This is a genomic window from Pectobacterium peruviense, from assembly GCF_003312355.2.
Classification (GTDB): Bacteria; Pseudomonadota; Gammaproteobacteria; order Enterobacterales; family Enterobacteriaceae; genus Pectobacterium; species Pectobacterium peruviense.
In genome coordinates this window covers 3,596,261-3,622,802 of the sequence record NZ_CP161826.1, presented here as the reverse complement: position 1 = coordinate 3,622,802, position 26,542 = coordinate 3,596,261, and the positions used below count along the sequence as shown (strand labels likewise).

Here is a 26,542-nt window from a genome sequence, read left to right as displayed (position 1 = left end):
TCCGATTTGAAATTGACCAATGGATCACAAGCTCAAAAACCCATTGCTGCTATAGTCTTATGTTCATGCTATGTTACATACATACTTGAATGTATGTAAATCTCACTTTCCTTCAAATACAGCGATATGGCACGAAAAACCAAATTATCATGGCACGAAAAACCAAAAAACAGGCTCAGGAAACCCGGCAACAGATACTGGATACTGCGTTAAGAGTGTTCTCTGAGCATGGTGTGTCTGCGACTTCATTGTCTGACATTGCGACTGCTGCTGGTGTGACCCGCGGTGCTATTTATTGGCATTTTAAGAACAAAGCCGAAATTTTTGATGAAATCTGGGCTCTGGCAGAGTCAAAAATCAGTGAGTTTGAAATAGAGTATCAGACAAAATTCCCTGATAATCCACTCCGTGTGATGCGTGAATTATTGATTTATATGCTGCGTTTAACCGTTAGCGATACTCACTGGCGTTCCATTATGGAGATCGCTTTTCACAAATGTGAGTTTGTCGGTGAAATGTTGCAATCGTATAATGCACGCAAAGAGCTTTATCTTTCCTGCTATGTCGATATCGAAGAAAACCTGATTAAGTGCATCCGCATGGGAATGTTGCCAACGGACATTTATCCCCGTCGTGCGGCGATTGCGCTGCGGGCTTATTTTTCCGGCGTGATGGAAAACTGGTTATTTATGCCGGAAAGTTTCGATCTCGATCAGGAAGCGCCAGCGCTGGTGGATGCCTTTATCGATATGTTGCATTTTAGCCCTGCGTTACGCAAACCTGCTGAGTAAGTCGTGGTTCGCCCGCGTTAACACCTCTTGTCTTTAAAGCGCTGAGCTATTTGCCTTGGGCGGAGGATTCAGCGTTGCTTTCTTCTTGCGAGAGCTTTTTCTCAAAATCGGCTCGTACCATTGCCAGTGCGGCTAGCGCGATACGAGGGTCGATTTGGTTTTCTTCCAGCAGCATAATCAAATCAACCGCCAGCTTGACTTCGGGTGGGGCGTTTTCAAGTGACATAAATCAGTACCTCTCCTTTCTCGGCGAAGCTGCCGCGCTACAGTCCTTGTTCCCGGCGTTCGATCTGACGCTCCAGGCGTAATAGTGCCTGACGGCAGCGTGACAGCCGTCCTTCCAGCGCGGCCAGCTCTTTTTGCAGCCGTTGTTGCTCGCTGAAAAGCGTCTGTGTAATGAGCAGACTTTCTCTGTCCTGAATCATGGAAAGCAAGCGGCGTTCATAATCCTGATGCTCCGCCAGCTTGTGATACACATCTTCCTGTTGTGGTGCGACACGTTGCTCTTGCTTGCGCAATGATTGCGTTGCCAGTTCACGCTGCAATGCCGCTATCTGGCTAACCAGCTTTTCAGCCAGAAATGCCACACGATCGGTGCGCTGTTCGGCGACTAGCTGTTTTATTGCATGCAGGTTTTGTTCAACCTCGGCGCGATAGTCACGTAGTCGGGTGCCGTAGCTGCTAAAAAGCTGACGATCAAAGCGCGATTGCGGCACCGCTTTATCCGCCAACGGTTCAAGCTCTTTCGCCAGCGTGTTAATTTGTTGTTCAAGCGCCTGCAGCAATTGATGCGTATTCACTTTTTTCCCTTACGGTAAGGCTGATGATTCAGCAAGCCGCCTTTATGTGGTGTGCCAGCGCGTGGTATATCGCATAACTAGCCTACGTCGCTTTATGTACTGCATGAGGATATCTTAACTAATCCATCAGGCAAGGTGGTGATAAAGTGTGATGGATATTGTCGTAGGCAAAGCATATTGAGTAGACAAAACATATTTGGTAGTGAACAAAGCGTAAAGGTGAATATGTATCGTGTGTTGCTGATTATACTGGGGTGGGTTTCCGTTGTGCTGGCAACGTTGGGTGTCGTATTGCCTTTATTACCGACCACACCATTCTTGTTACTGGCCGCTTGGTGTTTTGCCCGCTCGTCCCCGCGTTTCCATGACTGGCTGCTGTACCGATCCTGGTTTGGTAGCTATCTGCGCCACTGGCAGCAACATCGAGCCTTGCCGCCAGGAGCCAAGTGGAAGGCCGTCACCATGATTCTACTGACGTTCGCGCTTTCGCTCTGGCTGGTCAAGCTAGTCTGGGTCAGGCTCTTGCTGTTGGTCATTTTAACTATTTTGCTGACCTTCATGCTTCGTTTACCTGTGGTTGATCCAGAACAACAAACGCAGGGCGCGGATCCGAAAAGATAGCGCAAACGGCGGCCTCCGTGACGGGTAGACAAAAAATACCCACCCAGAGTGCGGATGGTTGCATTTATCCGTCACTTTGACTAGATTTGAGCGTTTTCGTGCACGGGTCGCCATTTTCCTCTTTGTCATAATGCTTATTCATCACATCGTGCGATGATAAAAGCCTTGTGGCGACCGGCATTTGTATGTTCAGAACGTTTTATCAGGCACAACTATGACGACCGTAACAGCGCAGCAGCAGGCAGAATTAATTAAAAACAGTATCAAAAGCATCCCCGATTATCCAAAGCTGGGCATACTGTTCCGTGATGTCACCAGCCTGCTGGAAGATCCTGTGGCCTATGCGGCCAGTATTGAAATGCTGGCGAACCGTTATCGCAACACCGGTGTGACGAAGGTTGTCGGCACCGAAGCGCGTGGTTTTCTGTTTGGCGCCCCAGTTGCGCTGGCGCTGGGTGTGGGTTTTGTTCCCGTGCGTAAACCGGGCAAACTGCCACGTCCAACGATCAGTGAAAGCTATGAACTGGAATACGGTTCAGATACGTTGGAAATTCATGCCGATGCGATCTCCGCTGGTGATAATGTGCTGGTGATCGACGATCTGCTGGCAACGGGCGGTACGCTTGAAGCTACGGTGAAATTGATCCGTCGTCTGGGTGGCACGGTAAAGGATGCCGCTTTTATCATTAACCTGTTCGATCTGGGTGGCGAGCAACGCCTGACTGAGATGGGTGTAACCTGCTATAGCCTGGTTGACTTCCCCGGACATTAATCATAACAGTCTCGCCGATAGCGGCGTGGCTGTGTTAGCATGATCGCCTCAATAACTCGACTGTTGCGGTATTGATGAGCTATCAGGTTCTTGCCCGTAAGTGGCGTCCCCAAACCTTTACCCAAGTTGTCGGTCAGGAACATGTCCTGACCGCGTTGGCTAACGGCCTTTCCTTAGGTCGAATCCATCACGCTTATTTGTTTTCTGGCACCCGCGGTGTCGGGAAGACGACAATTGCCCGTTTGCTGGCAAAAGGGCTGAATTGCGAACAGGGCGTGACGGCAACGCCGTGCGGCCAGTGTGATAACTGCCGAGAAATTGAACAGGGTCGTTTTGTCGATTTGATTGAAATCGACGCCGCATCTCGTACTAAAGTCGAAGACACGCGCGATCTGTTGGATAACGTGCAGTATGCTCCTGCGCGTGGGCGATTCAAGGTGTACCTGATTGACGAAGTACACATGTTATCGCGCCACAGCTTTAATGCGTTGTTAAAAACGCTGGAAGAGCCACCTCCGCACGTCAAATTCCTGTTGGCGACCACCGATCCGCAGAAACTGCCAGTGACCATTCTGTCGCGTTGTCTGCAATTTCATCTCAAAGCGCTGGATGTCGAACAGATTCGTGCGCATTTGGAACAGGTACTACAGGCGGAAAATCTCGTCAGTGAACCACGTGCGCTGCAGCTTCTGGCGCGTGCTGCCGATGGTAGCCTGCGTGATGCGTTAAGTCTGACCGATCAGGCCATTGCCATGGGGCAGGGGCAGGTCACGACGGCTTCAGTCAGCCAAATGCTGGGTACGCTGGATGATGAGCAGCCGTTGGCACTGATTGAAGCGCTGGCGAAAGGCGATGGCGCACAGGTGATGTCACTGCTTGATCAGGTTGCGGCTCGGGGAGTGGACTGGGAATCGCTATTGGTGGAAACCCAGACGCTGTTACACCGTATTGCGATGGTTCAACTGCTGCCTGCGGCGTTGGGCGATGATTACGCGGCAGTTGAAGCCCGTATCCGAGAGTTGGCGCGAGCGTTGCCGCCTGCGGACGTGCAGCTTTATTACCAGACGATGCTCATTGGCCGCAAAGAACTGCCTTTTGCACCAGATCGTCGTATGGGTGCTGAAATGACGCTGTTGAGAGCGTTGGCGTTTCATCCCAGCCAGATTATTGCCGAACCTGTTGCACCAGTGAGTGCCGCGCCTGCTCAGGCTGCGCGTGCGCCTTCTATCCAGCCGACTGCACAGCAGCAACCTGCGGCAACGGCATCGACGATGGCTCGTGCGCCAATGCCGCACAACACTGAATCTCATGGCGACGTACTACCGTCATCTTATTCTCCCGAACCGCCGATGGATGCCTCCGCGTATGCGCCGCCGTTAGGGGAACCAACTGCTACGGTCGGTTCTGCGGATCAGCATAGTGAGAGTGAATTACCTGATGCGACGTCCCAATTGTTACAGGCTCGCAGTCAGCTCCTGCGAAAACAGGGGAGTACTCCACCAAAAAAGGCTGAACCGGCAGCGTCTGACAACACGCGGCCGGCAACCTCAGCACTGGAGCGATTGGCTTCGGTAACTGAGCGCAGCATTCAACGGCAAAACGCGAAAACCTCTTCCACCGAGCCTAAAAAGCCGGAAGCGTACCGTTGGCGGGCGCAGAATAAAGTCGAGGAAGAGAAGGTCGATGTGGCGACGCCAAAAGCGCTGCGTTCGGCATTAGAGCACGAAAAAACGCCTGAACTGGCGGCACGACTGGCGGAAGAGTCATTGGAACGGGATCCATGGGCGGCGGAAATCCATCGCCTGACGCTGCCAAAGCTGGTACAACAGCTGGCACTCAATGCGTTTAAAGAGAGTGATGAGGCAGGCAAGATGCATCTGCATCTACGTTCATCTCAGCGGCATCTGAATTCGCCTGCGGCGCAAAAGACGCTGCTGGACGCATTGACGGCTCACTATGGGCATCCTGTAGAATTACTGATTACGGAAGACGACAACCCAGCGGTGCGAACGCCGCTGGAGTGGCGTCAGGCCATATATGAAGAGAAGCTGGCGCAGGCGCGTCAGTCGATTCTAGACGATACAACGATTCAAACGCTGCGGCGTTTCTTTGATGCGGAACTGGACGAAGAAAGTATCCGCCCTGTTTAACCGCTGCGAGTGCGCAGCCCGACGTGATAGAGAGAAAACTATGTTTGGTAAAGGTGGAATTGGCAACCTGATGAAGCAAGCCCAGCAGATGCAGGAAAAAATGCAGCAGATGCAGGAAGAAGTGGCGAATCTGGAAGTCACGGGCGAATCGGGCGCGGGTCTGGTGAAAATCACGATCAACGGTGCGCATAACTGCCGCCGTGTTGAGATCGATCCAAGCCTGATGGAAGACGACAAAGAGATGCTGGAAGATCTGATCGCAGCAGCGTTCAACGATGCCGCTCGCCGCATCGCTGAAACGCAGAAAGAAAAAATGGCATCGGTTTCCAGCGGTATGCAATTGCCGCCGGGCTTCAAGATGCCGTTCTAATGCAGACCAGTCCGCTTCTTGAATCATTGATGGAAGCGCTGCGCTGCCTGCCGGGCGTTGGGCCCAAGTCGGCGCAGCGCATGGCGTTTCAACTGCTGCAACGTAACCGCAGCGGTGGTATGCGCCTAGCGCAGGCGTTGACGCGGGCGATGTCCGAAATCGGTCACTGTAGCGATTGTCGGACATTCACCGAGCAGGACGTTTGTGCGATTTGCTCGAATCCGCGCCGTCAGCAAAATGGGCAGATTTGCGTTGTAGAAAGCCCGGCTGATATTCATGCTATTGAACAGACGGGGCAGTTTGCCGGTCGTTACTTTGTACTGATGGGGCATTTGTCGCCGCTGGATGGCATTGGCCCGGACGACATCGGTTTGGGGCGGTTGGAAGAGCGCCTGCAAGTGGAATCGGTAAACGAAGTCATTCTGGCTACTAACCCGACGGTAGAAGGCGATGCCACAGCGAACTATATCGCTGAACTCTGCGCACAACACGGCGTGATGGCTAGCCGCATTGCACACGGTGTTCCCGTTGGCGGTGAGCTGGAAATGGTCGATGGCACAACGCTTTCCCATTCGCTCGCGGGTCGTCAGCCTTTCCGGTTTTAATCTGTCGGCTGTCAGCGTCACTCTCTGGCAGCCGCAGTCTTCTTTTCTTCTCCCACCATTTTCGTGATCCGCTGAAATTTACCCCTTGAAATCATCTTGGTTTATCCCCACTTGCTACTTATCGTCAGTTTAATCAGCCTGAATAATATTAGGATTGAGGTAAGCAACAATGAGTATGAAAGGCCAAGAAACTCGCGGGTTCCAGTCCGAAGTTAAGCAACTCCTGCATTTGATGATCCATTCGCTTTATTCCAACAAAGAAATTTTTCTGCGTGAATTGATCTCCAACGCCTCCGATGCGGCAGACAAGCTACGTTTCCGTGCGCTGTCCACACCAGAACTGTATGCGGGCGATGGCGACCTGCGCGTGCGCGTATCTACGGATAAAGAAAAACGTACTCTGACGATTTCTGACAACGGTATCGGCATGAGCCGTGACGAAGTGATTGATAATCTCGGTACGATTGCGAAATCGGGCACTAAGTCCTTTCTGGAATCCATGGGTTCCGATCAGGTTAAAGATAGCCAACTGATTGGTCAGTTTGGTGTGGGCTTCTACTCTGCCTTCATCGTTGCGGATAAAGTGACCGTGCGTACCCGTGCTGCGGGCGCAAATGCCGATCAGGGCGTGTATTGGGAATCTGCCGGTGAAGGCGATTACACGATTGCTGACATCACCAAAGACGATCGCGGAACGGAAATCACTCTGCACCTGCGTGAAGGTGAAGACGAGTTTCTGGATGACTGGCGTGTGCGTTCTGTCATCAGTAAATATTCCGACCATATCGCGCTGCCAGTAGAAATCGAATCTCAGACAGAAAGCGAAGAAGAAGGCGGTGAGTCCACCGTTAGTTGGGAAAAAATTAACAAGGCACAAGCCCTGTGGACGCGCAGTAAATCTGAAGTCAGCGATGATGAGTACAACGAATTTTATAAGCACATCTCCCATGACTTTACCGATCCGCTGAGCTGGAGCCACAACCGTGTGGAAGGCAAGCAGGAGTACACCAGCCTGCTCTACATTCCCGCACATGCACCGTGGGATATGTGGAATCGCGATCATAAACACGGTCTGAAATTGTATGTTCAGCGTGTATTCATTATGGACGACGCCGAACAGTTCATGCCGAACTACCTGCGTTTTGTTCGCGGCCTGATAGATTCTAACGATCTGCCGTTAAACGTTTCCCGTGAAATTTTGCAGGACAGCCGTGTGACGCAAAACTTGCGTAATGCGTTGACCAAGCGTGTGCTGCAAATGCTGGATAAACTGGCGAAAGACGACGCGGAAAAATACCAAACGTTCTGGCAACAGTTCGGCTTGGTGCTGAAAGAAGGCCCAGCGGAAGACGGTAGCAACCGTGAAGCAATCGCGAAACTGCTGCGTTTTGCTACCACGCAATCCGACAGTTCCGCGCAGACGGTATCGCTGGAAGATTACGTTAGCCGGATGGTGGAAGGTCAGGACAAGATCTACTACATCACCGCAGACAGCTATGCAGCGGCGAAGAGCAGTCCACACCTCGAACTGTTCCGTAAGAAAGGTATCGAAGTCTTGCTGTTGTCCGAACGCATTGACGAATGGATGATGAGCTACCTGACCGAGTTCGACGGTAAATCCTTCCAGTCTGTCAGCAAAGCGGATGACACGCTGGATAAACTGGCTGATGAAGAAAACGATGCGCAGAAAGAAGCACAAAAAGCGCTGGAGCCGTTTGTTGAGCGAGTGAAAACTCTGTTGGGCGAACGCGTTAAAGACGTACGTTTCACATACCGTCTGACCGATACGCCTGCGATTGTCGTGACGGATGCCGACGAGATGAGTACGCAGATGGCGAAACTGTTCGCCGCTGCGGGCCAACAGGCGCCAGAAGTGAAGTACATTTTTGAACTGAACCCAGAGCACGCGTTAATTAAACGTGCAGCTGACGTTTCTGATGAGGCTGAATTTGGCGAGTGGGTTGAACTGCTGCTGGATCAGGCTCTGTTAGCCGAACGCGGTACGCTTGACGATCCGAACCTGTTCATTCGTCGTATGAATCAGCTATTAAGCGCCTGATATTGATGTTCTTCAGACCCCGGAACCAACCGGGGTCTTCCCCGATTTTTACTCGTCCTTCCTCTTACGAGGGTTTCTTCGTCTACACTGAATGGCAACATTGGGCAGGCGGCAAACCATATTTTTAGGTATCTGACTTTTTTTCATCTGCCTACGCGATGCTGAACCGAGCCCGTTCCTTGAGCATAAGCGTCTGGAATGGTATGGTTCAGCGTTTTTCAAATTTATTTTATAAATATTACATAGCAAGGGGATTTACGCGATGCGTATTATTCTGCTGGGCGCTCCGGGCGCAGGCAAAGGTACTCAGGCTCAATTCATCATGGAAAAATACGGTATTCCGCAGATTTCCACGGGTGACATGCTGCGTGCAGCGGTAAAAGCCGGTACTGAATTGGGCAAGCAGGCTAAAGAAATCATGGACGCGGGTAAACTGGTCACTGATGAACTGGTTATTGCTCTGGTTAAAGAGCGCATCGCACAGGACGATTGCCGTAACGGTTTTCTGCTGGATGGCTTCCCACGTACCATTCCGCAGGCCGATGCTATGAAAGATGCTGGCATCGATGTGGATTACGTTATCGAATTCGCAGTTCCTGACGAACTGATCATCGATCGTATCATTGGCCGTCGCGTACATGCGGCGTCCGGTCGTGTTTATCACGTAAAATTTAATCCGCCTAAAGTTGAAGACAAAGACGATGTGACAGGCGAAGATCTGAGCATTCGTAAGGACGATCAGGAAGATACCGTGCGCAAGCGTCTGGTTGAGTACCATCAGCAGACTGCGCCACTGGTTTCTTACTATCAGAAAGAAGCTGACGCAGGCAACACGCGCTATTTCAAAGTGGAAGGCACGCGTAAAGTGGAAGAAGTTCGCGCAGAACTGGAAACCATTCTGGGCTGATTTTTCTAAGCGAACCGGATTCCACCCTCTGAATGCCAGACAATTGTCTGGCATTTTTTCGTTCTGAAACCCTCTCTTGTTTATTTTCCTCTATTAGTAGCATCGGTATTACCCTTGTTATCTACCCGTATTTGTTTAGCTTTTTTTCGCTACAATAGGAATCTGATGTTACGCACTGGCGGGCTGAAAGAAAGCCTGCTTCTCCATAAAAGGAAGACGGCGATGAAACAAGAGAAATACGGCGTGCTGATGGTGAACTTAGGGACACCCGATGCCCCGACGCCGCAGGCGGTGAGGCGTTATCTGGCAGAGTTTCTGAGCGATCGGCGCGTTGTGGATACGCCGCGTCTGCTATGGTGGCCGCTGCTGCGCGGTATCATCCTGCCAATTCGTTCCCCACGAGTGGCGAAGCTCTATCAATCGGTCTGGATGGAAGGGGGATCGCCGCTGTTGGTGATTAGCCGTCGACAGCATCAGGCGCTGGCTGCACGTATGCCAGACACGCCGGTTGAGCTGGGTATGAGCTATGGTTCGCCCAGCTTGCGTTCAGCGCTGGATAAGCTATTGGCGCAAGGTGTAACGCAACTGGTGGTCTTGCCCATGTATCCGCAATATTCCTGCTCAACGACCGCCGCCGTGTGGGATGGGCTTGCTGCGCAACTGCGTGATAATCGCCAGTTGCCTGCGATTCGCTTTATCCGTGATTACGCTGAACATCCTGCTTATATTGCGGCGTTGAAGCACCGTGTTGAGCAGTCTTTTGCTGAACATGGCGAACCGGACAGATTGGTCATTTCCTACCACGGCATCCCGGTGCGTTATGCCAATGAAGGGGATGACTATCCGCAGCGCTGTCGAGCGACCACAGAGGCGCTGATTGCCGCACTGGGGTTGCCGGAAGGTAAAATAATGATGACCTTCCAGTCTCGTTTTGGCCGTGAGCCCTGGCTGACGCCTTACACAGATGAAACCATGAAGGGGCTACCTGCGCAGGGAGTCAAACACATTCAGATTATGTGCCCCGGTTTTGCCGCTGACTGTCTGGAAACGTTGGAGGAGATTGAAGAACAGAATCGTGAAATCTTCCTGCACGCTGGTGGTGAGGCATTCCACTATATTCCCGCACTCAATGACGATCCGCTGCACATCGATCTGTTGGAACAGTTAGTTGGAAAAGCCGAGTAGAGAAGAGAGTGTTTTTGTCTGGCGGTGCTTGAAAGCATTGTGCTTGCACCTGACAGCGTAAAAAAATGGCGGGCATAATGTGCCCGCCATTTTTGTATTCAGCCTGTAGCGGCTTAGATAGGACACGCCTGAGGTGCTGGTGGGATTTCATCCAGCTTCAGCAGCGTGATCATACTGTTAGCGATTTCCCGTTCGCCCATTACCACCTCGTTGGCACCGTGTTCGGTAATGTAGCTAACTTCATCGTCATAGTGCGCGCGAGCAATAATCTCCAGATCGGCGCGTTTCTCACGGGCCGCCGCGACGATTTCACCGGCTTCATAGCCGTTAGGAATTGTCAGTAATAGCCAACGAGCACAGTCGATACGAGCAATATCCATGACTTCAGGCTTTGTGGCGTTGCCCAATACGGCTTTAATGCCTTGCTCACGTAGGGCATCGACGCGTGTACGTGAATTCTCAACGACTACCACGGGAATGCCTGCCTGATGCAATTTGGCGCCAATCAGGCTACCAACGCGACCATAGCCGACCAGCAGAGCATGGTTGCACATATCGACAGGAATCTGTTTCTCTTCTTCGATGGCTTCTTCTACGATCTGCTCTTCTATTGTTTCGTTCTTCGCCAGATAGCGTTCAAGCAGCGTAAACAGCAGCGGGTTTATCATGATAGAGAGAATGGCACCAGCTAGTACCAGATTTCGACCTTCTTCGGACAACAGCCCCAACACAATGCCGAGTCCGGCTAAAATAAAGGCAAATTCGCCGATTTGCGCCAGACTGGCAGAAATCGTCAACGCTGTCCGTTTTGAGTGACCAAAGAGGCGAACCAGTGCGAAAGCAGCGGCTGACTTACCGAACACAATGATTGCCAGAGTGATAAGCACGGAAATTGGGTCGTTCAGCAGGATCATCGGATCAAACAGCATGCCGACAGAAACGAAGAACAGCACGGCGAAGGCATCGCGCAACGGCAGCGTATCGTGAGCTGCCCGCTGACTAAGTTCAGATTCGTTCAGCACCACACCGGCAAAGAATGCGCCCAGTGCAAAGGAGACATCAAACAGTTTCACTGCGCCAAAGGCGATACCCAGAGCCATCGCTAATACTGCCAGCGTGAAAAGTTCGCGTGAGCCGGTGCTGGCGCTTTTTGCCAATACCCACGGCACTAGACGGCGACCTACCACGATCATCAGGGTGATAAACGCGATGACTTTACCGATGGTCCAGGCTAAATCAGCCAGCAGCTTGCTGGTGTCAGCATGCTCAGCCCCGATCATGTCGCCAAAGGCTGGCAGCAGAACCAGCGTAAGCACCATCGCCAGATCTTCTACGATCAGCCAGCCGATAGCGATTTGGCCACGCTGGCTATCAATAAGCTGGCGTTCTTCCAGCGCACGTAGCAGAACCACGGTACTGGCGGTTGATAGACAGAGGCCAAAAACCAGGCCGCTCGCCAGGTTCCAGCCCAGCATGGTGGATAGCCCCATTCCAAGTAGCGTTGCCACAGCAATCTGGGCTATCGCACCGGGAATGGCTATAGACTTTACCGCCATGAGGTCTTTCAGCGAGAAGTGCAGACCGACGCCAAACATCAGCAGGATTACGCCAAGTTCAGCCAGTTCTGATGCTAGTGAGGTATCGGCAACAAAGCCGGGAGTAAAAGGACCGACAAGCACGCCTGCGGCAAGGTAACCAACAAGGGGAGAGATACGTAGGCGGTTTGCCAGAATACCAAGGATGAAGGCAAGAACCAGCCCCCCAGCAATAGTAGAAATTAGCGGTGTTGCAGCATGCATCCCAACTCCTTGTGCCATAGGTGAAACGTAATTGAGCGGATTTACCCTTCTTGCCTTGAAGCTACAGCGTGGTTAGCGGCGCTTACGTACCCTTATCACTCTTATTATGTACCGAAAAGCGCATTGGGATTCGTTCGTTTGCTGTCTGGCTGCAACGCCAATATATTCTGGGTATACACAAATTCTATTGCATATAGCGAAATGTTGCTTGGATAAAAGTGGTATTTTATGAAAAACATCACCTTCTCAAGTTAAAGATAGTGTAACACAGATTTAGGGATGGTTTCTCACGATAAGCATTGATAAACATGCGTAATTATTCTGATGGCGTGATGTTCTAGGCTGTAATGCCTTACTGCTTTTCTGTGTATTCAGCGGAATAAATTTATCCACCTGCGAAAATCCTCAGAAAACAGAGGATAAACGGCGTGATGTCAGGTTATTCCAATGAAGCATCCATATTAGCAAGAGTTTATGACGGCGTGACGATGGCACCAGGCCAGCGTGATATCACTACAGCTGCTATACCTAATATGGTTTTTTTGCCTATCGCACATTGCTGATGGACAGCGTGAATGCGCTTCGCGCATTGTTCATCTGGCTGTGCTAAGTTGTGCGATAAATTATAGTCTGTGCGATGAATTTCTCAGTGGTTCCACTGAGTCTTTAAAATAAACGGAGATTTATCATGCGTTTTTCAATAAAAGCTCTGGGATGTGCGATGGCGGTATCGCTAGCGCTAACGCCTGTAATGTCAATGGCTTGGGAAAAAGACAAAACATACGCCATCACTATTTTGCATACGAATGATCACCACGGCCATTTCTGGCATAACGATCACGGCGAATATGGTCTGGCGGCGCAAAAAACATTGGTCGATCAGATTCGTCAGGAAGTGGCGAGTAAAGGTGGCAGCGTATTACTGCTTTCCGGCGGTGATATTAATACCGGCGTGCCTGAGTCCGATTTGCAGGATGCGGAGCCCGATTTTCGTGGTATGAACATGGTTGGCTATGATGCGATGGCGCTCGGCAACCACGAATTCGATAATCCACTGTCTGTACTGCGTCAGCAGGAGAAATGGGCAAAATTCCCACTGTTATCGGCCAATATCTACCAAAAAAGCACCGATAAGCGGTTATTCAAGCCTTATGCCCTGTTCGATAAGCAAGGTGTGAAAATCGCGGTTATCGGCCTGACAACGGATGATACGGCCAAATTAGGCAATCCTGAGTATTTTACCGATATCGAATTCCGTAATCCTTCGACGGAAGCGAAACAGGTTGTTGAGCAATTGCGTAAGAGCGAAAAGCCAGATGTGATTATTGCCGCGACGCACATGGGGCACTATGACGATGGTAATCATGGCTCTAATGCACCGGGTGATGTGGAAATGGCGCGTAGCTTGCCTGCTGGCTATCTGGACATGATTGTCGGCGGTCACTCGCAGGATCCGGTCTGTATGGCGCAGGAAAACAAAAAGCAGGTGGATTATGTGCCTGGCTCGCCTTGTGCTCCCGATCGCCAGAATGGTACCTGGATTGTTCAGGCGCATGAGTGGGGTAAATATGTGGGTCGTGCTGATTTCACATTCCGCAATGGTGAATTGAAACTTGAGCATTATCAGCTGATTCCGATCAACCTGAAGAAAAAGGTAGAGAAAGACGGCAAAACTGAACGTGTCTTCTATACGCATGAAATCATGCAGGATTCTGACGTCATGAAAATGCTGACGCCGTTCCAGGAAAAAGGACAGGCGCAGTTGGGTATCAAGATCGGTAGCGTGAAAGGCAAATTGGAAGGCGATCGCAATCAGGTGCGTTTCCGTCAAACCAATCTGGCACACGTGCTGCTGTCTGCGCAACTTGAGCGTGCAGAGGCAGATTTTGCCATTATGAGCGGCGGCGGCGTCCGTGATTCGATTGAACCGGGTGATATCACCTATAAAGATGTACTGAAAGTTCAGCCGTTTGCCAACACGCTGGTTTACGTGAATATGAAAGGCAGCGACGTCGAGAAATATCTGGCCGTAGCCGCCAATAAAAAGGTGGATTCCGGTGCCTATGCGCAATTCCTTAACGTCAGCCTGACGGCAGACGGGCAGGGTGTGCAGAACGTGAAAATCAAAGGCGAACCGTTGCAGGCCGATAAAGTTTACCGCATGGCAACGCTGAACTTTAACGCGATGGGTGGTGATGGTTATCCGCGTCTTGATAACCTGCCGGGCTATGTGAACACCGGTTTTGTTGATGCTGAAGTACTGAAGCAGTACATCGAGAAGCATTCTCCGCTGGATGCGGAAGCCTATGCCCCGAAAGGTGAGATTGTTTATAAGTAATTAATAATCATGGCGGTTTTTGTCTCTCGACCGATGACAATACCGCCATTTTTCTGGGCGCTATCCCGAGAAGTCATACTGCATCTAAGCCTGTAATTACCTACATGGAACAAATCTAATTTACTGATTTAATTGATTAAATAATCTTATGCTTAGTAAAGTGCTTTAAAATAACAGACCAACCAAATAAACGATACTCCTGATACACCCTCACTAACGGAGTAGTCGGCACGATGAAAAGCGTAAATATTGAAATTAATGTCTGTGACAGTACAGGTAAATCAACATGTACTGTTAATCCCCCGATTCAGGTTAATTCTCACTCTTGCTGCCATTCAAATAACGGAGACGGGCAAGATCCCGGTGTTTCTGGTGTTTCCTCCGTATTTGGACGGACTGGCGTTGTCACTGCACAATCCGGTGACTATACGGCCGATCAGATTACCGAAACCGCCACCAGAAAATTTGCTACACCGGATGAAAAAGCAGTCTGGAATGCGAAGCAGGCTGAATTAATCTCTGGAACGAATATCCGCACGCTCTTTGGTCAATCGTTGTTAGGTAGCGGTGATTTTTCACCAACGCCAGCGCAAATGGGTGTATCAGCGGTAGGGCATACTCACACCACATCAGAAATCACCGACTACACGCAAAAAACAAAGCAGCTTATCCATTCCTCACTGGAAGCAGGGGCAGGCGTGACGCTGAGCTATAACGCTGCGAGTGAGAAAACAGTAATTAGCACAACGGGTGGTTCCGGCAGCGGTAACTCTGGTTATATCGTCGCCGAACGTCAGGGTGCAGCGGCAGGGCAAAATCACGCGTTTACCATTAGCCCACAAAATACGTTCAATCTTGCGGCGTATGCGCTGAAAGAAGAAACTGGGGCTGCGAATCAGACTTATGTGGTTGATGATTTTAATGCGTCGAGCAAAATTAACTATGAAACAACAAATGATGTTGTTTTTGATGGAAAAATATATCCGAATATTGGCGGAAGTGTTGAGCTTGTTAAGAACGGTGATTTTTATTCATCGGAGGTGAATTCGGGTAATCGTGCTGTCTCTATTAGTCTACCCAGTGTGTCAATTGTACCCGTAATGACGGCAGACTCTGATCGCGGTTATATTGCATCGGCATCTTCAATATATTCGCCATCGTATCCTGCATATATCGCATTTGATAGAAATGATTCTAGCCCCAATAACGTGCGTGACTGCTGGGCATCGAATCAGAGGCCGACAGACAGTAACCCTCAATGGCTGAGTTTGAAATTCCCTGACCATCAATATATTACTGAGTATGCGATAACAAACCGTGTATATGCTGGGCTGTCAAATCCAAGGTCATGGGAATTACAAGGGAGTAATAACGATAATGACTGGGCCACTCTGCATGCTGTATCAAACGATGAAAACAACACATCGGGCGTTATTCGCCGATTTACAGTATCGACTCCGGGGCGATACATGTCGTATCGATTATTGTTCACAGCATCGAATGGCGGCGATAATTTTGTTTGCATCAAAGAATTATCGTTGTTCACCGGTTCAAAGATGTTACTTAAAGCGGGTGATCAATGGTTTACTGTGAGAAATGGAATTTTGTCAAATGTTCCTGCTCCAACCAGTGCCAGTGATTTTATTCGTGATGGTTTTATCGCATCAGGAAATATCCAACAATACCCATCCAGTAATATATATTCAGGGGAGGGAATACATGTTGACGTTCTTTACACACCACAATCCCAGCTATCAATTCAACGCTCTCTGCTCCCTGGTGGATCATGGTCACAAATCAATTCCGCAATCTTAACAGCTACGCAGACGGGCAGCGGCAAAGTGCGCGTCGCCGTAACGCGAGATCTGATTAACTGGCATGTCTTGCGGAACGGGGCGTGGGTTGATGTTGGTGCGCTGTCAGCAGATACGGCAGGTGCAACGGCGTTGATTGCTGATGGTATGACGCCAGCCGAGCTTGGTGGGATTACTGCGGCACAGTGGACGCAGTTGTTCTCATCAAACAATGGCGTACCGGACTCGCTTGCGTTTGCATTCGCACTTGATATCACCGATCCGGTGGCAGACGCTGCGACCATTGATCGGCTGGTGCTGAACGTCAACGACGCGTCTAGCTGGAAAGTGCAGTCACCTGCGGAAGTGGGAATCCGCTGGCGCACTGATAGCGTGACATTCCGTACCGTGACGGCGGGTAATTACAAACTGGCGTATCAGGTTCCGTAATTCTTCTCTCTACTGCCTATTCCAACGGCCGCGTATATCGTGGCCTTTTTTCATCTTGGTTTTATATAAAAAGAATAAATTATTAAAACGCTTTAAAATAATACTCTCTCTAAATAAACGACACTTCTGATGCCTTTTATCAATGGAGCCATCAGTACTATGAAAAACATCAATATTGAAATCAATGTTTGTGACAGTACAGGCAAATCAACATGTACCGTTAATCCTCATCCTTGCTGTCATTCCGATAACGGAAGTGGGCAAGAACCCGGTGTTTCTGACGTTTCCTCCGTATTTGGACGGACTGGTGTTGTCACTGCACAATCCGGTGACTATACCGCCGATCAGATTACCGAAACGGCCACCAGAAAATTTGCTACACCGGATGAGAAAGCAGTCTGGAATGCGAAGCAGGCTGAATTAATCTCTGGAACGAATATCCGCACGCTCTTTGGTCAATCGTTGTTAGGTAGTGGTGATTTTTCACCAACCCCAGCGCAAATGGGCGTAGCCGCAGCAGGGCATACTCACACCACATCGGAAATCACCGACTACACGCAAAAAACAAAACAGCTCATCCATTCTTCACTGGAAGCAGGAGCAGGCGTGATGCTGAGCTATAACGCTGCGAGTGAGAAAACGGTAATTAGTTCAACGGGCGGTGGTTCCGGCAGCGGCAACTCTGGCTACATCGTCGCCGATCGTCAGGGCGCAACGGCAGGGCAAAATCACGCGTTCAACATTAGTCCACAAAATAAATTTAATCTCGCGGCGTATGCGCTGAAAGAAGAAGCGGGTGCTGCGAATCAGACTTATGTGGTTGATGATTTTAATGCGTCGAGTGAACCAAATTACAAAGCGACGAGTGCAGTTATTTTTGATGGCATGGCCAGTCTTTATACTGGTTCAAACTATCAATTAATGTCAGATGAGGGTTTTTACTCTGCTGAAGTAAAATCGGATGGTGAGAAATTAGATATCGCGGTAATGGCTGATTTTTCTTCGTCCGTTATTCCTTTTATGACATCTAATACATTGCCAGTAGGTTATACAGCGAGTGCATCTAATGAATCTCTAGGGATGTATAAAGCTTTTATCGCGTTTGATGGATCTAACAATTCAGGTCCGCCACCCAACTGTTGGGGAACTGATGGTACATGGGTACCTTCTATTGAACGTCCCCACTGGCTACAAATCGACTTACCAGCGGAAGAGGTCATCGGTGGTTATCAAATTACCAACCGTAGTCAACTGGATATGGGGAATATTCGAACGTGGAAACTCCAAGGCAGCAATGATAAGAGTGTAACGTGGGATGATTTACATTCCGTTACCGATGACGCGAATAATGAACCTGGTGCGATAAGGAATTTTACTCTCTCACAAGTCGCTAGTTACAAAAGTTACCGTCTGTTAATTACAGCTATTAATGGTAGTAGCCCATATGTCACTATTTCAGAATTAAAATTTTTTCAACCAAATGGAAAGTTTGTCATCCATACTGGTGGGAAAAACTATGGCTTCTCTGGAAGCATACTGACTGAAATCACTGGAGAGTTGACCCCAGAAAAAATAGATCTGTTAGGTGTATCGAAAATCGATTCATTAAATACGACGCTGCCTATTTTTACTACTCCTGTAAAACTGATTTCTGATCGGCAGATTAGTGTGCGCACAACATATACACCATTAGAGCAATTAGTCATTCAGACGTTATTAACATCAACTGATTCATGGTCACGAATTAATTCCGCAACGTTAACGGCAACGCAGGCGGGCAGCGGCAAAGTACGCGTCGCCGTCACGCGGGATCTGATTAACTGGCATGTCTTGCGGAGCGGGGCGTGGGTTGATATTGGTGCATTGTCAGCAGATACGGCAAGCGCTACGGCGTTGATTGCTGATGGTATGACGCCATCTGAGCTCGGTGGGATTACTGCATCACAGTGGACGCAGTTGTTCTCATCAAACAATGGCGTGCCGGATGCTCTCGCGTTTGCGTTCGCGCTTGATATCACCGACCCAGCCAAAGATGTTGCGACCATTGACCAACTGGTGCTGAACGTCAACGAGGCGTCTAACTGGAAAGTGCAGTCACCTTCGGAAGTGGAAATTCGCTGGCGCACCGACAGCGTGACATTCCGTACTGTGGCTGCGGGTAATTACAAACTGGCTTACCAAGTTCCGTAATCGCTCACCAGGTTAAATATTCCAATGGCCGCGTATATCGCGGCCTTTTTTTATTCTTAATTTTATAGAGAAGGAGGTATCAGATTAGTAAAGCACGTTGAAATAATACACGGGTCAAATAAGTGATATTTACAATTCCTTTTATCAATGGAGTTATCAAAATAATGAAAAGCGTAAATATTGAAATTAATGTCTGTGACAGTACAGGAAAATCAACATGTACCGTTAATCCTCACTCTTGCTGCCATTCAAATAACGGAGACGGGCAAGAACCCGGTGTTTCGGGTGTTTCCTCCGTATTCGGACGCACTGGCGTTGTAACCGCACAAGCGGGTGATTATACCGCCGAGCAGATTACCGAAACTGCCACCAGAAAATTTGTTACACCGGATGAAAAAGCAGTCTGGAATGCGAAGCAGGCTGAATTAATCTCTGGAACGAATATCCGCACGCTCTTTGGTCAATCGTTGTTAGGTAGCGGTGACTTTTCACCAACGCCAGCGCAAATGGGTGTAGCAGCGGTAGGGCACACTCACACCACATCAGAAATCACCGACTACACGCAAAAAACGAAACAGCTCGTCCATTCCTCGCTGGAAGCCGGGGCGGGTGTGACGCTGAGCTATAACCCGGTGAATGAGAAAACCATCATCAGTGCTGCTGGTGGTTCCGGCAGCGGCGGTTCGGGCTATATCGTCGCCGAACGCCTGGGCGCAACGGCAGGACAAAATCATGCGTTCAGCATTCGCCCACAAAATGCATTTAATCTCGCGGCGCATGCGCTGAAAGAAGAAACCGGTGCGGCGAATCAGACTTATGTGGTTGATGACTTTAATGCATCAAGTGAGCCGAATTACAATGCGACCAATGCGGTTATTTTTGATGGCGCAATGCATGAATATACCGGCGATATATTCACGCTTAATAACCATGATGGCATTTATTCTGCACCAGTTCGAGCTGATGGAGAGTCGATTAATCTTTCCGTTGTTGCAAAATCTGTTGTTCCGAAAATGACATCAAATACAAATCCAATCGGATATGTCATTAGTGCCAGTGATATGTCCAGACCTCAATTTTTACCCTACTTTGCATTTGATAATGACAATAATTTATCTAGTAATGAATATGATTGTTGGGGAGGGTTAAATGCTGCGACTGTAGCCAATCCTCACTGGATTAGGGTTGATCTACCAACTCCAACAACAATTTCCGGTTATAGCTTTGCTAACAGAACGGTCATTTATAATAATGGTCCGAAAGACTGGATTTTTCAGGGCTCTAATGATGGGGGGGCAAGCTGGGATGACTTACATGTTGTAAATAATGATGTCAATAATACGCTCGGCGCTGTCCGCCGCTATAATTTCTCGCCTGCGGAGGGATATAAGAGTTTTCGGCTGTTTATTACCGCTGGTGGCAATAACAATAACTACCTGACATTAAAGAAATTTAACCTATTTCAGTCTGAAAAGGTTTTAATTAGCAGCAAGGGTAAATGGTATTCTGCAAATAATGGTTCACTGACTGAGGTTTCCTCGGCTGATTTTGATAGTGGGTTTACTCATTCAGGCTGGATTTCAAATGAATCAATCTCTGATTTGCTGCCAATCAAGATTGTTGGTAGTGCTCAAATTGATTTACGGTCGTCGTATATTCCTTATACGCAGATTGCTATTCAAAAATCACTGACGTCTGCCGTGTGGTCAAAAATCAATGCCGCAACACTAACAGCAACGCAGACGGGCAACGGCAAAGTGCGCGTCGCCGTGACGCGAGATCTGATTAACTGGCATGTCTTGCGGAGCGGGGCGTGGGTTGATGTTGGTGCATTGTCAGCAGATACGGCAGGCGCTACGGCGTTGATTGCTGATGGTATGACGCCATCTGAGCTCGGTGGGATTACTGCATCACAGTGGACGCAGTTGTTCTCATCAAACAATGGCGTGCCGGATGTTCTCGCGTTTGCGTTCGCGCTTGATATCACCGACCCAGCCAAAGATGTTGCGACCATTGACCAACTGGTGCTGAACGTCAACGAGGCGTCTAGCTGGAAAGTTCAATCCCCTGCGGAAGTGGAAATCCGCTGGCGCACCGACAGCGTGACATTCCGCACCGCGACGGCAGGCAATTACAAACTGGCGTATCAGGTTCCGTAATCGCTCACGATACTCAACATTCTACTGGCCGCGAATGTCGCGGCCTTTTCTTTTGATGTCGTCCAATTTTTCTCCCGCCACTCACTACGTCATTCTAACCGCTTAGCACGCTATTCTGCCGCCTACCCAAATACCCGCTCTACGCGCGTACGCGATGACGTACCGTGCCGCCACTATCTTCCTTATCTGAAATACGCGATGACTTGCGTTATCGCACGGCGCTTTACCAGGGTTTATTTTTCTACCGCTAACAAAATCAAACGATTGTGATTTTTAATTGAAGGATGTCTTATGAAGAACAATTCCATTCTTAAACACATCCCCTGGATGATTCTTGGAATCATTGGGGCTGCCTGCCTGGGCGTAGTTGCACTACGTCGCGGTGAGCATGTCAGTGCCTTATGGATTATTGTTGCTTCTGTCGCCGTTTACCTCGTGGCCTATCGATACTACAGCCTGTATATCGCACAAAAAGTCATGCAGTTGGATCCGACCAGAGCAACACCTGCCGTTGTTAATAACGACGGCCTTAACTATGTACCAACGAACCGTAACGTCCTGTTCGGGCACCACTTTGCCGCTATCGCAGGTGCAGGTCCGTTGGTCGGGCCGGTGCTGGCCGCGCAGGTTGGCTATCTACCGGGTACCTTATGGTTGCTGGGCGGTGTAGTGCTGGCGGGTGCCGTGCAGGACTTCATGGTGCTGTTTATTTCGACCCGCCGTAATGGTGCGTCGTTAGGCGAAATCGTTAAGAAAGAACTCGGTCCTGTACCGGGTACGATTGCGCTGTTCGGCTGCTTCCTTATCATGATCATCATTCTTGCCGTACTGGCGCTGATTGTGGTGAAAGCGCTGGCAGAAAGCCCGTGGGGCGTCTTTACCGTTTGTTCTACGGTACCGATCGCGCTGTTTATGGGCGTCTACATGCGCTTTATCCGTCCGGGTAAAGTCGGTGAAATCTCGGTGATGGGGATCGTGCTGCTGGTTCTGGCAATCTGGTTTGGTGGTGTCGTTGCACACGACCCGTACTGGGGCCCAGCGCTGACCTTCAAAGATACGACCATCACCTATACGCTGATTGGCTATGCTTTCGTATCCGCATTGCTGCCAGTATGGTTGATTCTGGCTCCGCGTGACTATCTGGCGACCTTCCTGAAAATTGGTGTCATCGTCGGTCTGGCGATTGGTATCGTGATCCTGAATCCCGATCTGAAAATGCCAGCGGTAACGCAATTTGTGGATGGTACCGGCCCAGTCTGGAAAGGTACGCTGTTCCCGTTCCTGTTTATTACTATCGCCTGTGGTGCTGTATCTGGCTTCCACGCGCTGATTGCTTCTGGCACTACGCCGAAATTGATGGCTAACGAAAAAGATGCACGTTTCATCGGTTACGGTGCGATGTTGATGGAATCTTTCGTGGCGATCATGGCTTTGGTTGCGGCGTCTATCATTGAACCAGGTCTCTACTTCGCGATGAATACCCCGCCAGCAGCGTTGGGTATTACGATGCCGGATCTGCATCGACTGGGCACGGCGGATGCGCCGATGATTCTGGCACAGTTGCAGGACGTATCCGCACACGCGGCGGCGACCGTTAGCTCCTGGGGCTTCGTGATTTCTCCTGAGCAGATTATGCAAACGGCGAAAGACATCGGTGAACCTTCTGTTCTGAACCGCGCAGGCGGTGCACCAACGCTGGCTGTCGGTATCGCACACGTGTTCCACCAGATCATTCCTGGTGCCAACATGGGCTTCTGGTATCACTTCGGTATTCTGTTTGAAGCGCTGTTCATTCTGACGGCACTGGATGCGGGTACACGTGCCGGTCGCTTCATGTTGCAGGATCTGTTGGGTAACTTCGTTCCTTTCCTGAAGAAAACTGATTCTCTGATTGCCGGTATGATCGGTACGGCGGGCTGCGTCGGTCTGTGGGGCTACCTGCTGTATCAAGGCGTGGTTGATCCACTGGGCGGCGTGAAGAGCTTGTGGCCGTTGTTCGGTATCTCTAACCAGATGCTGGCTGCGGTAGCGCTGGTACTGGGTACTGTTATCCTAATTAAGATGAAACGTACGCAGTACATTTGGGTAACGCTGGTTCCTGCGGTTTGGCTGCTGATCTGTACCACTTGGGCGCTGGGTCTGAAACTGTTCAGCGACAACCCACAGTTGGAAGGCTTCTTCTACATGGCGAACATGTTTAAGGGCAAAATTGCAGAAGGCGGTGCCGATCTGAGCGCGCAGCAGATTTCGAACATGAACCATATCGTGACTAACAACTACACCAACGCTGGTCTGAGCATTCTGTTCCTGATCGTGGTGTACAGCATTATCGCGTACGGTATCAAGGCGGCATTGGCTGCACGTAAAGTGGCTGAACGTACCGATCAGGAAACGCCGTATGTTCCGGTTCCTGAAGGTGGCGTGAAAGTTTCTTCCGGTCACTAAGCCACACGCGCCCGTCAGATTTTGCGAGACAGCTTGCAAGGTTGAACGTGAAAGATGACGGGTACAGATACCCTGTATAATGTATAACGTTATACAGGGTATTTTTTATCTAGCCGCTATTGCAGGCGATGGTCTGGAGGTAATGATGTTTGGCAATCTGGGAAAAGCAGGAAAATATTTGGGCCAGGCGGCGCGTATGCTGGTCGGTATGCCAGATTATGATACCTATGTGCAGCATATGCAGACCAATCACCCAGATAAACCTGCGATGACGTACGAAGAATTTTTCCGCGAACGCCAGCAGGCGCGTTACGGCGGAGACGGCAAAGGCGGGATGCGCTGCTGTTAACGACTTGGAACCGGTTATGACTCAACCTTTATCATCTGATGTAACTAAACCCGTGTATGTCACTATTCTGACCGGGTTTCTCGGTGCAGGAAAAACCACCTTATTGCGGCATATTTTGAATGCCGAACACGGCTATAAGATTGCCGTGATTGAAAATGAATTTGGTGAAGTTCCGATTGATAACACGTTAATCGGTGAACGTGCCAGCCAGATTACGACGCTGAGTAACGGTTGTATCTGCTGCACGCAGTCCAATGAGCTGGCCGATGCGCTGCTCGATCTGGTTGATGGTGTGGATAACGGCACGTTGGATTTCGATCACGTTATCATTGAATGCACTGGTATGGCCGATCCGGGGCCGGTGGCGCAAACCTTCTTCTCTCATGAAGTTATCTGCGAACGCTTTGTTCTGGACGGAATCATCACGCTGGTTGATGCGGTGCATGCGCAACAACAGCTCGATCAGTTCACCATCGCGCAGTCGCAGATTGGCTATGCCGACCGCATATTGCTAACCAAAACTGATGTGGCAAGCGAAGATGAGACGCTGCTACCGCGTTTGCAACGCATCAATGCGCGTGCGCCGATCTATCCTGTGGTACACGGTGATATCGATCTGAGCGTGCTGTTTAACATCGATGGCTTTGTTCTTAGTGACAAGCTGGACGTGAAAACGCCGGTATTTCGCTTTGTCGCCCCTACGCAGAATAACGTGCAGTCGATTGTTGTGTATCTCGATGATGCCGTTGAGCTTCAGGCAGTCTCCGATGTGATGGAAAACCTGTTGCTACAATTCTCCGATAACCTGCTGCGTTATAAAGGCATTTTGGCCATCAACGGTGATAACCGTCGCCTGCTGTTTCAGGGTGTCCAACGCTTGTATAGCGCTGACTGGGACAGAGAATGGCTTTCTGATGAAGAAAGAAAGAGCGTGATGGTCTTTATTGGTGTGGATTTACCTGAACAGGAAATCCGTGACGCTTTTGCTCGTCTGACGGCATAACGCTATTTTTCTTATCTGTGCTGGCCGCCCAGGTCAGCACAATCTCTCTAGTCTACGTTCTTTCGTGCTTTCTGCTCTGCTTGTATAGCGCCGCGTCTAACGGAGGCGGTACGCGTCATACGCCTATTCTCTGCATGGGAATCGTGCAATTGCACGAAAAAATCCCTACCTTATTGTAATTATTACGAATACATCTAAAACGTGATCGTCTCTCGCTTTTTAATGGAATGTTGGTGGTATTTTATTAAAACGATATTTCATTATTTAGTGGGGTTAAGTATGCGTAGTGGTCTTGCTCTGTCATTAATGGCTTCCTGCATCACGCTGGGTATTCAAGCTGGTACGGCACAGGCCGCCAGTTCAGTGAAATTCCCAGATAAAATCTGTGACGTCACGCAATACGGGGCCGAAGGTCACCGCCTACAGATCGCACTAAATACCGAAGCGTTCCAGAAAGCGATTGATGATTGCGCTGCGGCGGGTGGCGGAACGGTACACGTTCCTCGCGGTAACTATCTGGTCGATCCGCTGTTCCTGAAAAGTAACATCCGACTGGATTTGGCAAAAGATGCGACTATCGTTGCGTCGACTGAAGTGGCGGCGTATCGCGCAACGGAAAAAACCAAGTACGCTGAAGCGGAAAATGGCTGGCTTCCCTTTATCAGTATTGCTGATGCGCAGAACGTGGCTATCACGGGACAGGGCACGATTGATGGGCAGGGCGCCGTCTGGTGGGAGCGCTGGCGTGAGAATATTCGCGCAACCGGTAAGAAAGGTGGGACCGATCGTCCCCGTCTGATTTATATCAAAAGTTCCAGTAATGTGCTGGTGGACGGTGTCACGCTCACGCATTCCCCGAGCTTCCACGTTGTGATGCGTTACTCGCATGATGTGGATGTGAACGGCACTCGGATTCTGTCTCCGTGGCATGCACCAAACACCGACGCTATTGATCCGATCGACAGCCAGAATATCCGTATCACTAACAACTATATCGACTGTAATGACGACCATATTGCGATAAAAGCCGAGAAACCGGATAGCCGCTTCCCGAATGGCGTCGTGGATAACATCTATATCGCCAACAATATCCTGAAGCAGGGGCGCGGTATTTCCATCGGCAGCGAAACTTCTGGTGGTGTGAATAACGTGCTGGTTGAAAACAACCAGTTTGAAGGTTCCATGTACGGTATCCGCATTAAAACCCTGCGCGGTAAAGGCGGCGAAGTGAAAAACATCACTTACCGTAATACCAAAATGGTAGATGTCGAAATACCGCTGGTTTTTGCCGCTTACTATAAAGCTGCGCCGATTGTGCAGGCTGAGGTAGACAAAATGCTGGCCGAAGGCGGCTTCACGATGGGTGAGCAGATTTATCCACCGGATACCGATCCAGAGCAGCCATTTGATCAGTACAAGACACCGCATTTCAGCAATGTCACCATTGAAAATCTGGAATCTACCGGTAAGACCAAGGCCGCTGCGTACATTATCGGCGTGCCGGAAGCGCCACTCAGTGGTTTCCACTTTGATAACGTGCGGATTGATGCGGATAAAGGTATTCGCGTAAGGAATGCGGAACTGCAAACCAAAGGCCTGATGGTCAATGTGAAGGAAGGCCCGGTGATGCAGTTGGATAAAGGGGCGAAAGTCGATCAGTAATCGATTATACCCTAAATAATTCGAGTTTCAGGAAGGCGGCAAGGGAAGGAGTCCCGATGAGCTTACTCAAGTAAGTGATTCGGGCGAGTAGTGC

General features: G+C 49.8%; 20 protein-coding genes. 17 read left to right on the top strand and 3 right to left on the bottom strand.

All coding sequences use genetic code 11. The features are described from left to right. Positions 1-149 precede the first annotated feature (149 nt). A complete protein-coding gene (gene acrR, locus DUT67_RS16405) occupies positions 150-791 on the top strand; it encodes a multidrug efflux transporter transcriptional repressor AcrR (RefSeq protein ID WP_113632870.1) in 642 nt (213 codons plus the stop codon). Between the two features lie 46 nt (positions 792-837). Here the strand turns inward: acrR and rsmS are convergent, their stop codons facing one another. Together rsmS and DUT67_RS16395 are read right to left on the bottom strand one after the other, a co-directional pair. After that, a complete protein-coding gene (rsmS, locus tag DUT67_RS16400) occupies positions 838-1,017 on the bottom strand; it encodes a pleiotropic regulatory protein RsmS (protein WP_113627415.1) in 180 nt (59 codons plus the stop codon). Positions 1,018-1,054: 37 nt separating this feature from the next. Then, complete coding sequence (locus tag DUT67_RS16395; protein WP_113632869.1) at positions 1,055-1,591, bottom strand: primosomal replication protein PriC; 537 nt, start codon at positions 1,589-1,591, stop codon at positions 1,055-1,057. Positions 1,592-1,816: 225 nt separating this feature from the next. Between DUT67_RS16395 and DUT67_RS16390 the strand changes: the two genes are divergently transcribed. From DUT67_RS16390 to hemH, 8 genes are all read left to right on the top strand, one after another. Next, positions 1,817-2,212, top strand: a complete 396-nt coding sequence (locus tag DUT67_RS16390; RefSeq protein WP_113632868.1) for a DUF454 family protein — start codon at positions 1,817-1,819, stop codon at positions 2,210-2,212. 214 nt (positions 2,213-2,426) lie between these two features. After that, positions 2,427-2,984, top strand: coding sequence for an adenine phosphoribosyltransferase (gene apt / locus DUT67_RS16385; protein ID WP_113632867.1), 558 nt, complete (start codon positions 2,427-2,429; stop codon positions 2,982-2,984). A 74-nt stretch (positions 2,985-3,058) separates the two neighbouring features. Beyond that, positions 3,059-5,134, top strand: a complete 2,076-nt coding sequence (gene dnaX, locus DUT67_RS16380; protein ID WP_113632866.1) for a DNA polymerase III subunit gamma/tau — start codon at positions 3,059-3,061, stop codon at positions 5,132-5,134. A gap of 40 nt (positions 5,135-5,174) precedes the next feature. After that, on the top strand, positions 5,175-5,504 hold the full coding sequence (locus DUT67_RS16375) for a YbaB/EbfC family nucleoid-associated protein (protein WP_005976112.1): 330 nt from the start codon (positions 5,175-5,177) through the stop codon (positions 5,502-5,504). After that, positions 5,504-6,109 (top strand): recombination mediator RecR, encoded by a 606-nt coding sequence (gene recR / locus DUT67_RS16370; protein WP_113627417.1) that lies wholly within the window; start codon positions 5,504-5,506, stop codon positions 6,107-6,109. Before DUT67_RS16375 ends, recR begins: the two co-directional genes overlap by 1 nt. 175 nt (positions 6,110-6,284) lie before the next feature. After that, positions 6,285-8,168: a molecular chaperone HtpG gene (htpG, locus tag DUT67_RS16365; RefSeq protein WP_173361620.1), complete on the top strand. Its 1,884-nt coding sequence runs from the start codon at positions 6,285-6,287 to the stop codon at positions 8,166-8,168. A 262-nt stretch (positions 8,169-8,430) separates the two neighbouring features. Then, positions 8,431-9,075, top strand: coding sequence for an adenylate kinase (gene adk / locus DUT67_RS16360; protein ID WP_048259159.1), 645 nt, complete (start codon positions 8,431-8,433; stop codon positions 9,073-9,075). Between the two features lie 222 nt (positions 9,076-9,297). Continuing rightward, on the top strand, positions 9,298-10,260 hold the full coding sequence (gene hemH, locus DUT67_RS16355) for a ferrochelatase (RefSeq protein WP_113632865.1): 963 nt from the start codon (positions 9,298-9,300) through the stop codon (positions 10,258-10,260). 113 nt (positions 10,261-10,373) lie between these two features. On the opposite strand, the gene ybaL is transcribed toward hemH, so the two are convergent. After that, positions 10,374-12,059: a YbaL family putative K(+) efflux transporter gene (gene ybaL, locus DUT67_RS16350; RefSeq protein WP_048259168.1), complete on the bottom strand. Its 1,686-nt coding sequence runs from the start codon at positions 12,057-12,059 to the stop codon at positions 10,374-10,376. Positions 12,060-12,747: 688 nt separating this feature from the next. On the opposite strand from ybaL, the gene ushA reads away from it, so the two are divergent. From ushA to DUT67_RS16310, 8 genes are all read left to right on the top strand, one after another. Further along, positions 12,748-14,397 (top strand): bifunctional UDP-sugar hydrolase/5'-nucleotidase UshA, encoded by a 1,650-nt coding sequence (gene ushA, locus DUT67_RS16345; RefSeq protein WP_113632864.1) that lies wholly within the window; start codon positions 12,748-12,750, stop codon positions 14,395-14,397. A 233-nt stretch (positions 14,398-14,630) separates the two neighbouring features. Beyond that, a complete protein-coding gene (locus DUT67_RS16340; RefSeq protein WP_113632863.1) occupies positions 14,631-16,640 on the top strand; it encodes a discoidin domain-containing protein in 2,010 nt (669 codons plus the stop codon). Positions 16,641-16,799: 159 nt separating this feature from the next. After that, positions 16,800-18,830 carry a discoidin domain-containing protein gene (locus DUT67_RS16335; protein WP_113632862.1) on the top strand — a complete coding sequence of 677 codons (2,031 nt, stop codon included), beginning with the start codon at positions 16,800-16,802 and terminating at the stop codon, positions 18,828-18,830. A 164-nt stretch (positions 18,831-18,994) separates the two neighbouring features. Further along, complete coding sequence (locus DUT67_RS16330) at positions 18,995-20,989, top strand: discoidin domain-containing protein (RefSeq protein ID WP_113632861.1); 1,995 nt, start codon at positions 18,995-18,997, stop codon at positions 20,987-20,989. A 291-nt stretch (positions 20,990-21,280) separates the two neighbouring features. Then, complete coding sequence (locus DUT67_RS16325) at positions 21,281-23,434, top strand: carbon starvation CstA family protein (RefSeq protein WP_113627424.1); 2,154 nt, start codon at positions 21,281-21,283, stop codon at positions 23,432-23,434. Positions 23,435-23,579: 145 nt separating this feature from the next. Further along, positions 23,580-23,783, top strand: a complete 204-nt coding sequence (locus DUT67_RS16320) for a YbdD/YjiX family protein (protein ID WP_005976130.1) — start codon at positions 23,580-23,582, stop codon at positions 23,781-23,783. Positions 23,784-23,799: 16 nt separating this feature from the next. Then, on the top strand, positions 23,800-24,786 hold the full coding sequence (gene yjiA, locus DUT67_RS16315) for a GTPase (RefSeq protein ID WP_048259173.1): 987 nt from the start codon (positions 23,800-23,802) through the stop codon (positions 24,784-24,786). A 279-nt stretch (positions 24,787-25,065) separates the two neighbouring features. Continuing rightward, positions 25,066-26,448: a glycoside hydrolase family 28 protein gene (locus DUT67_RS16310; RefSeq protein WP_113627426.1), complete on the top strand. Its 1,383-nt coding sequence runs from the start codon at positions 25,066-25,068 to the stop codon at positions 26,446-26,448. Positions 26,449-26,542: the final 94 nt, after the last annotated feature.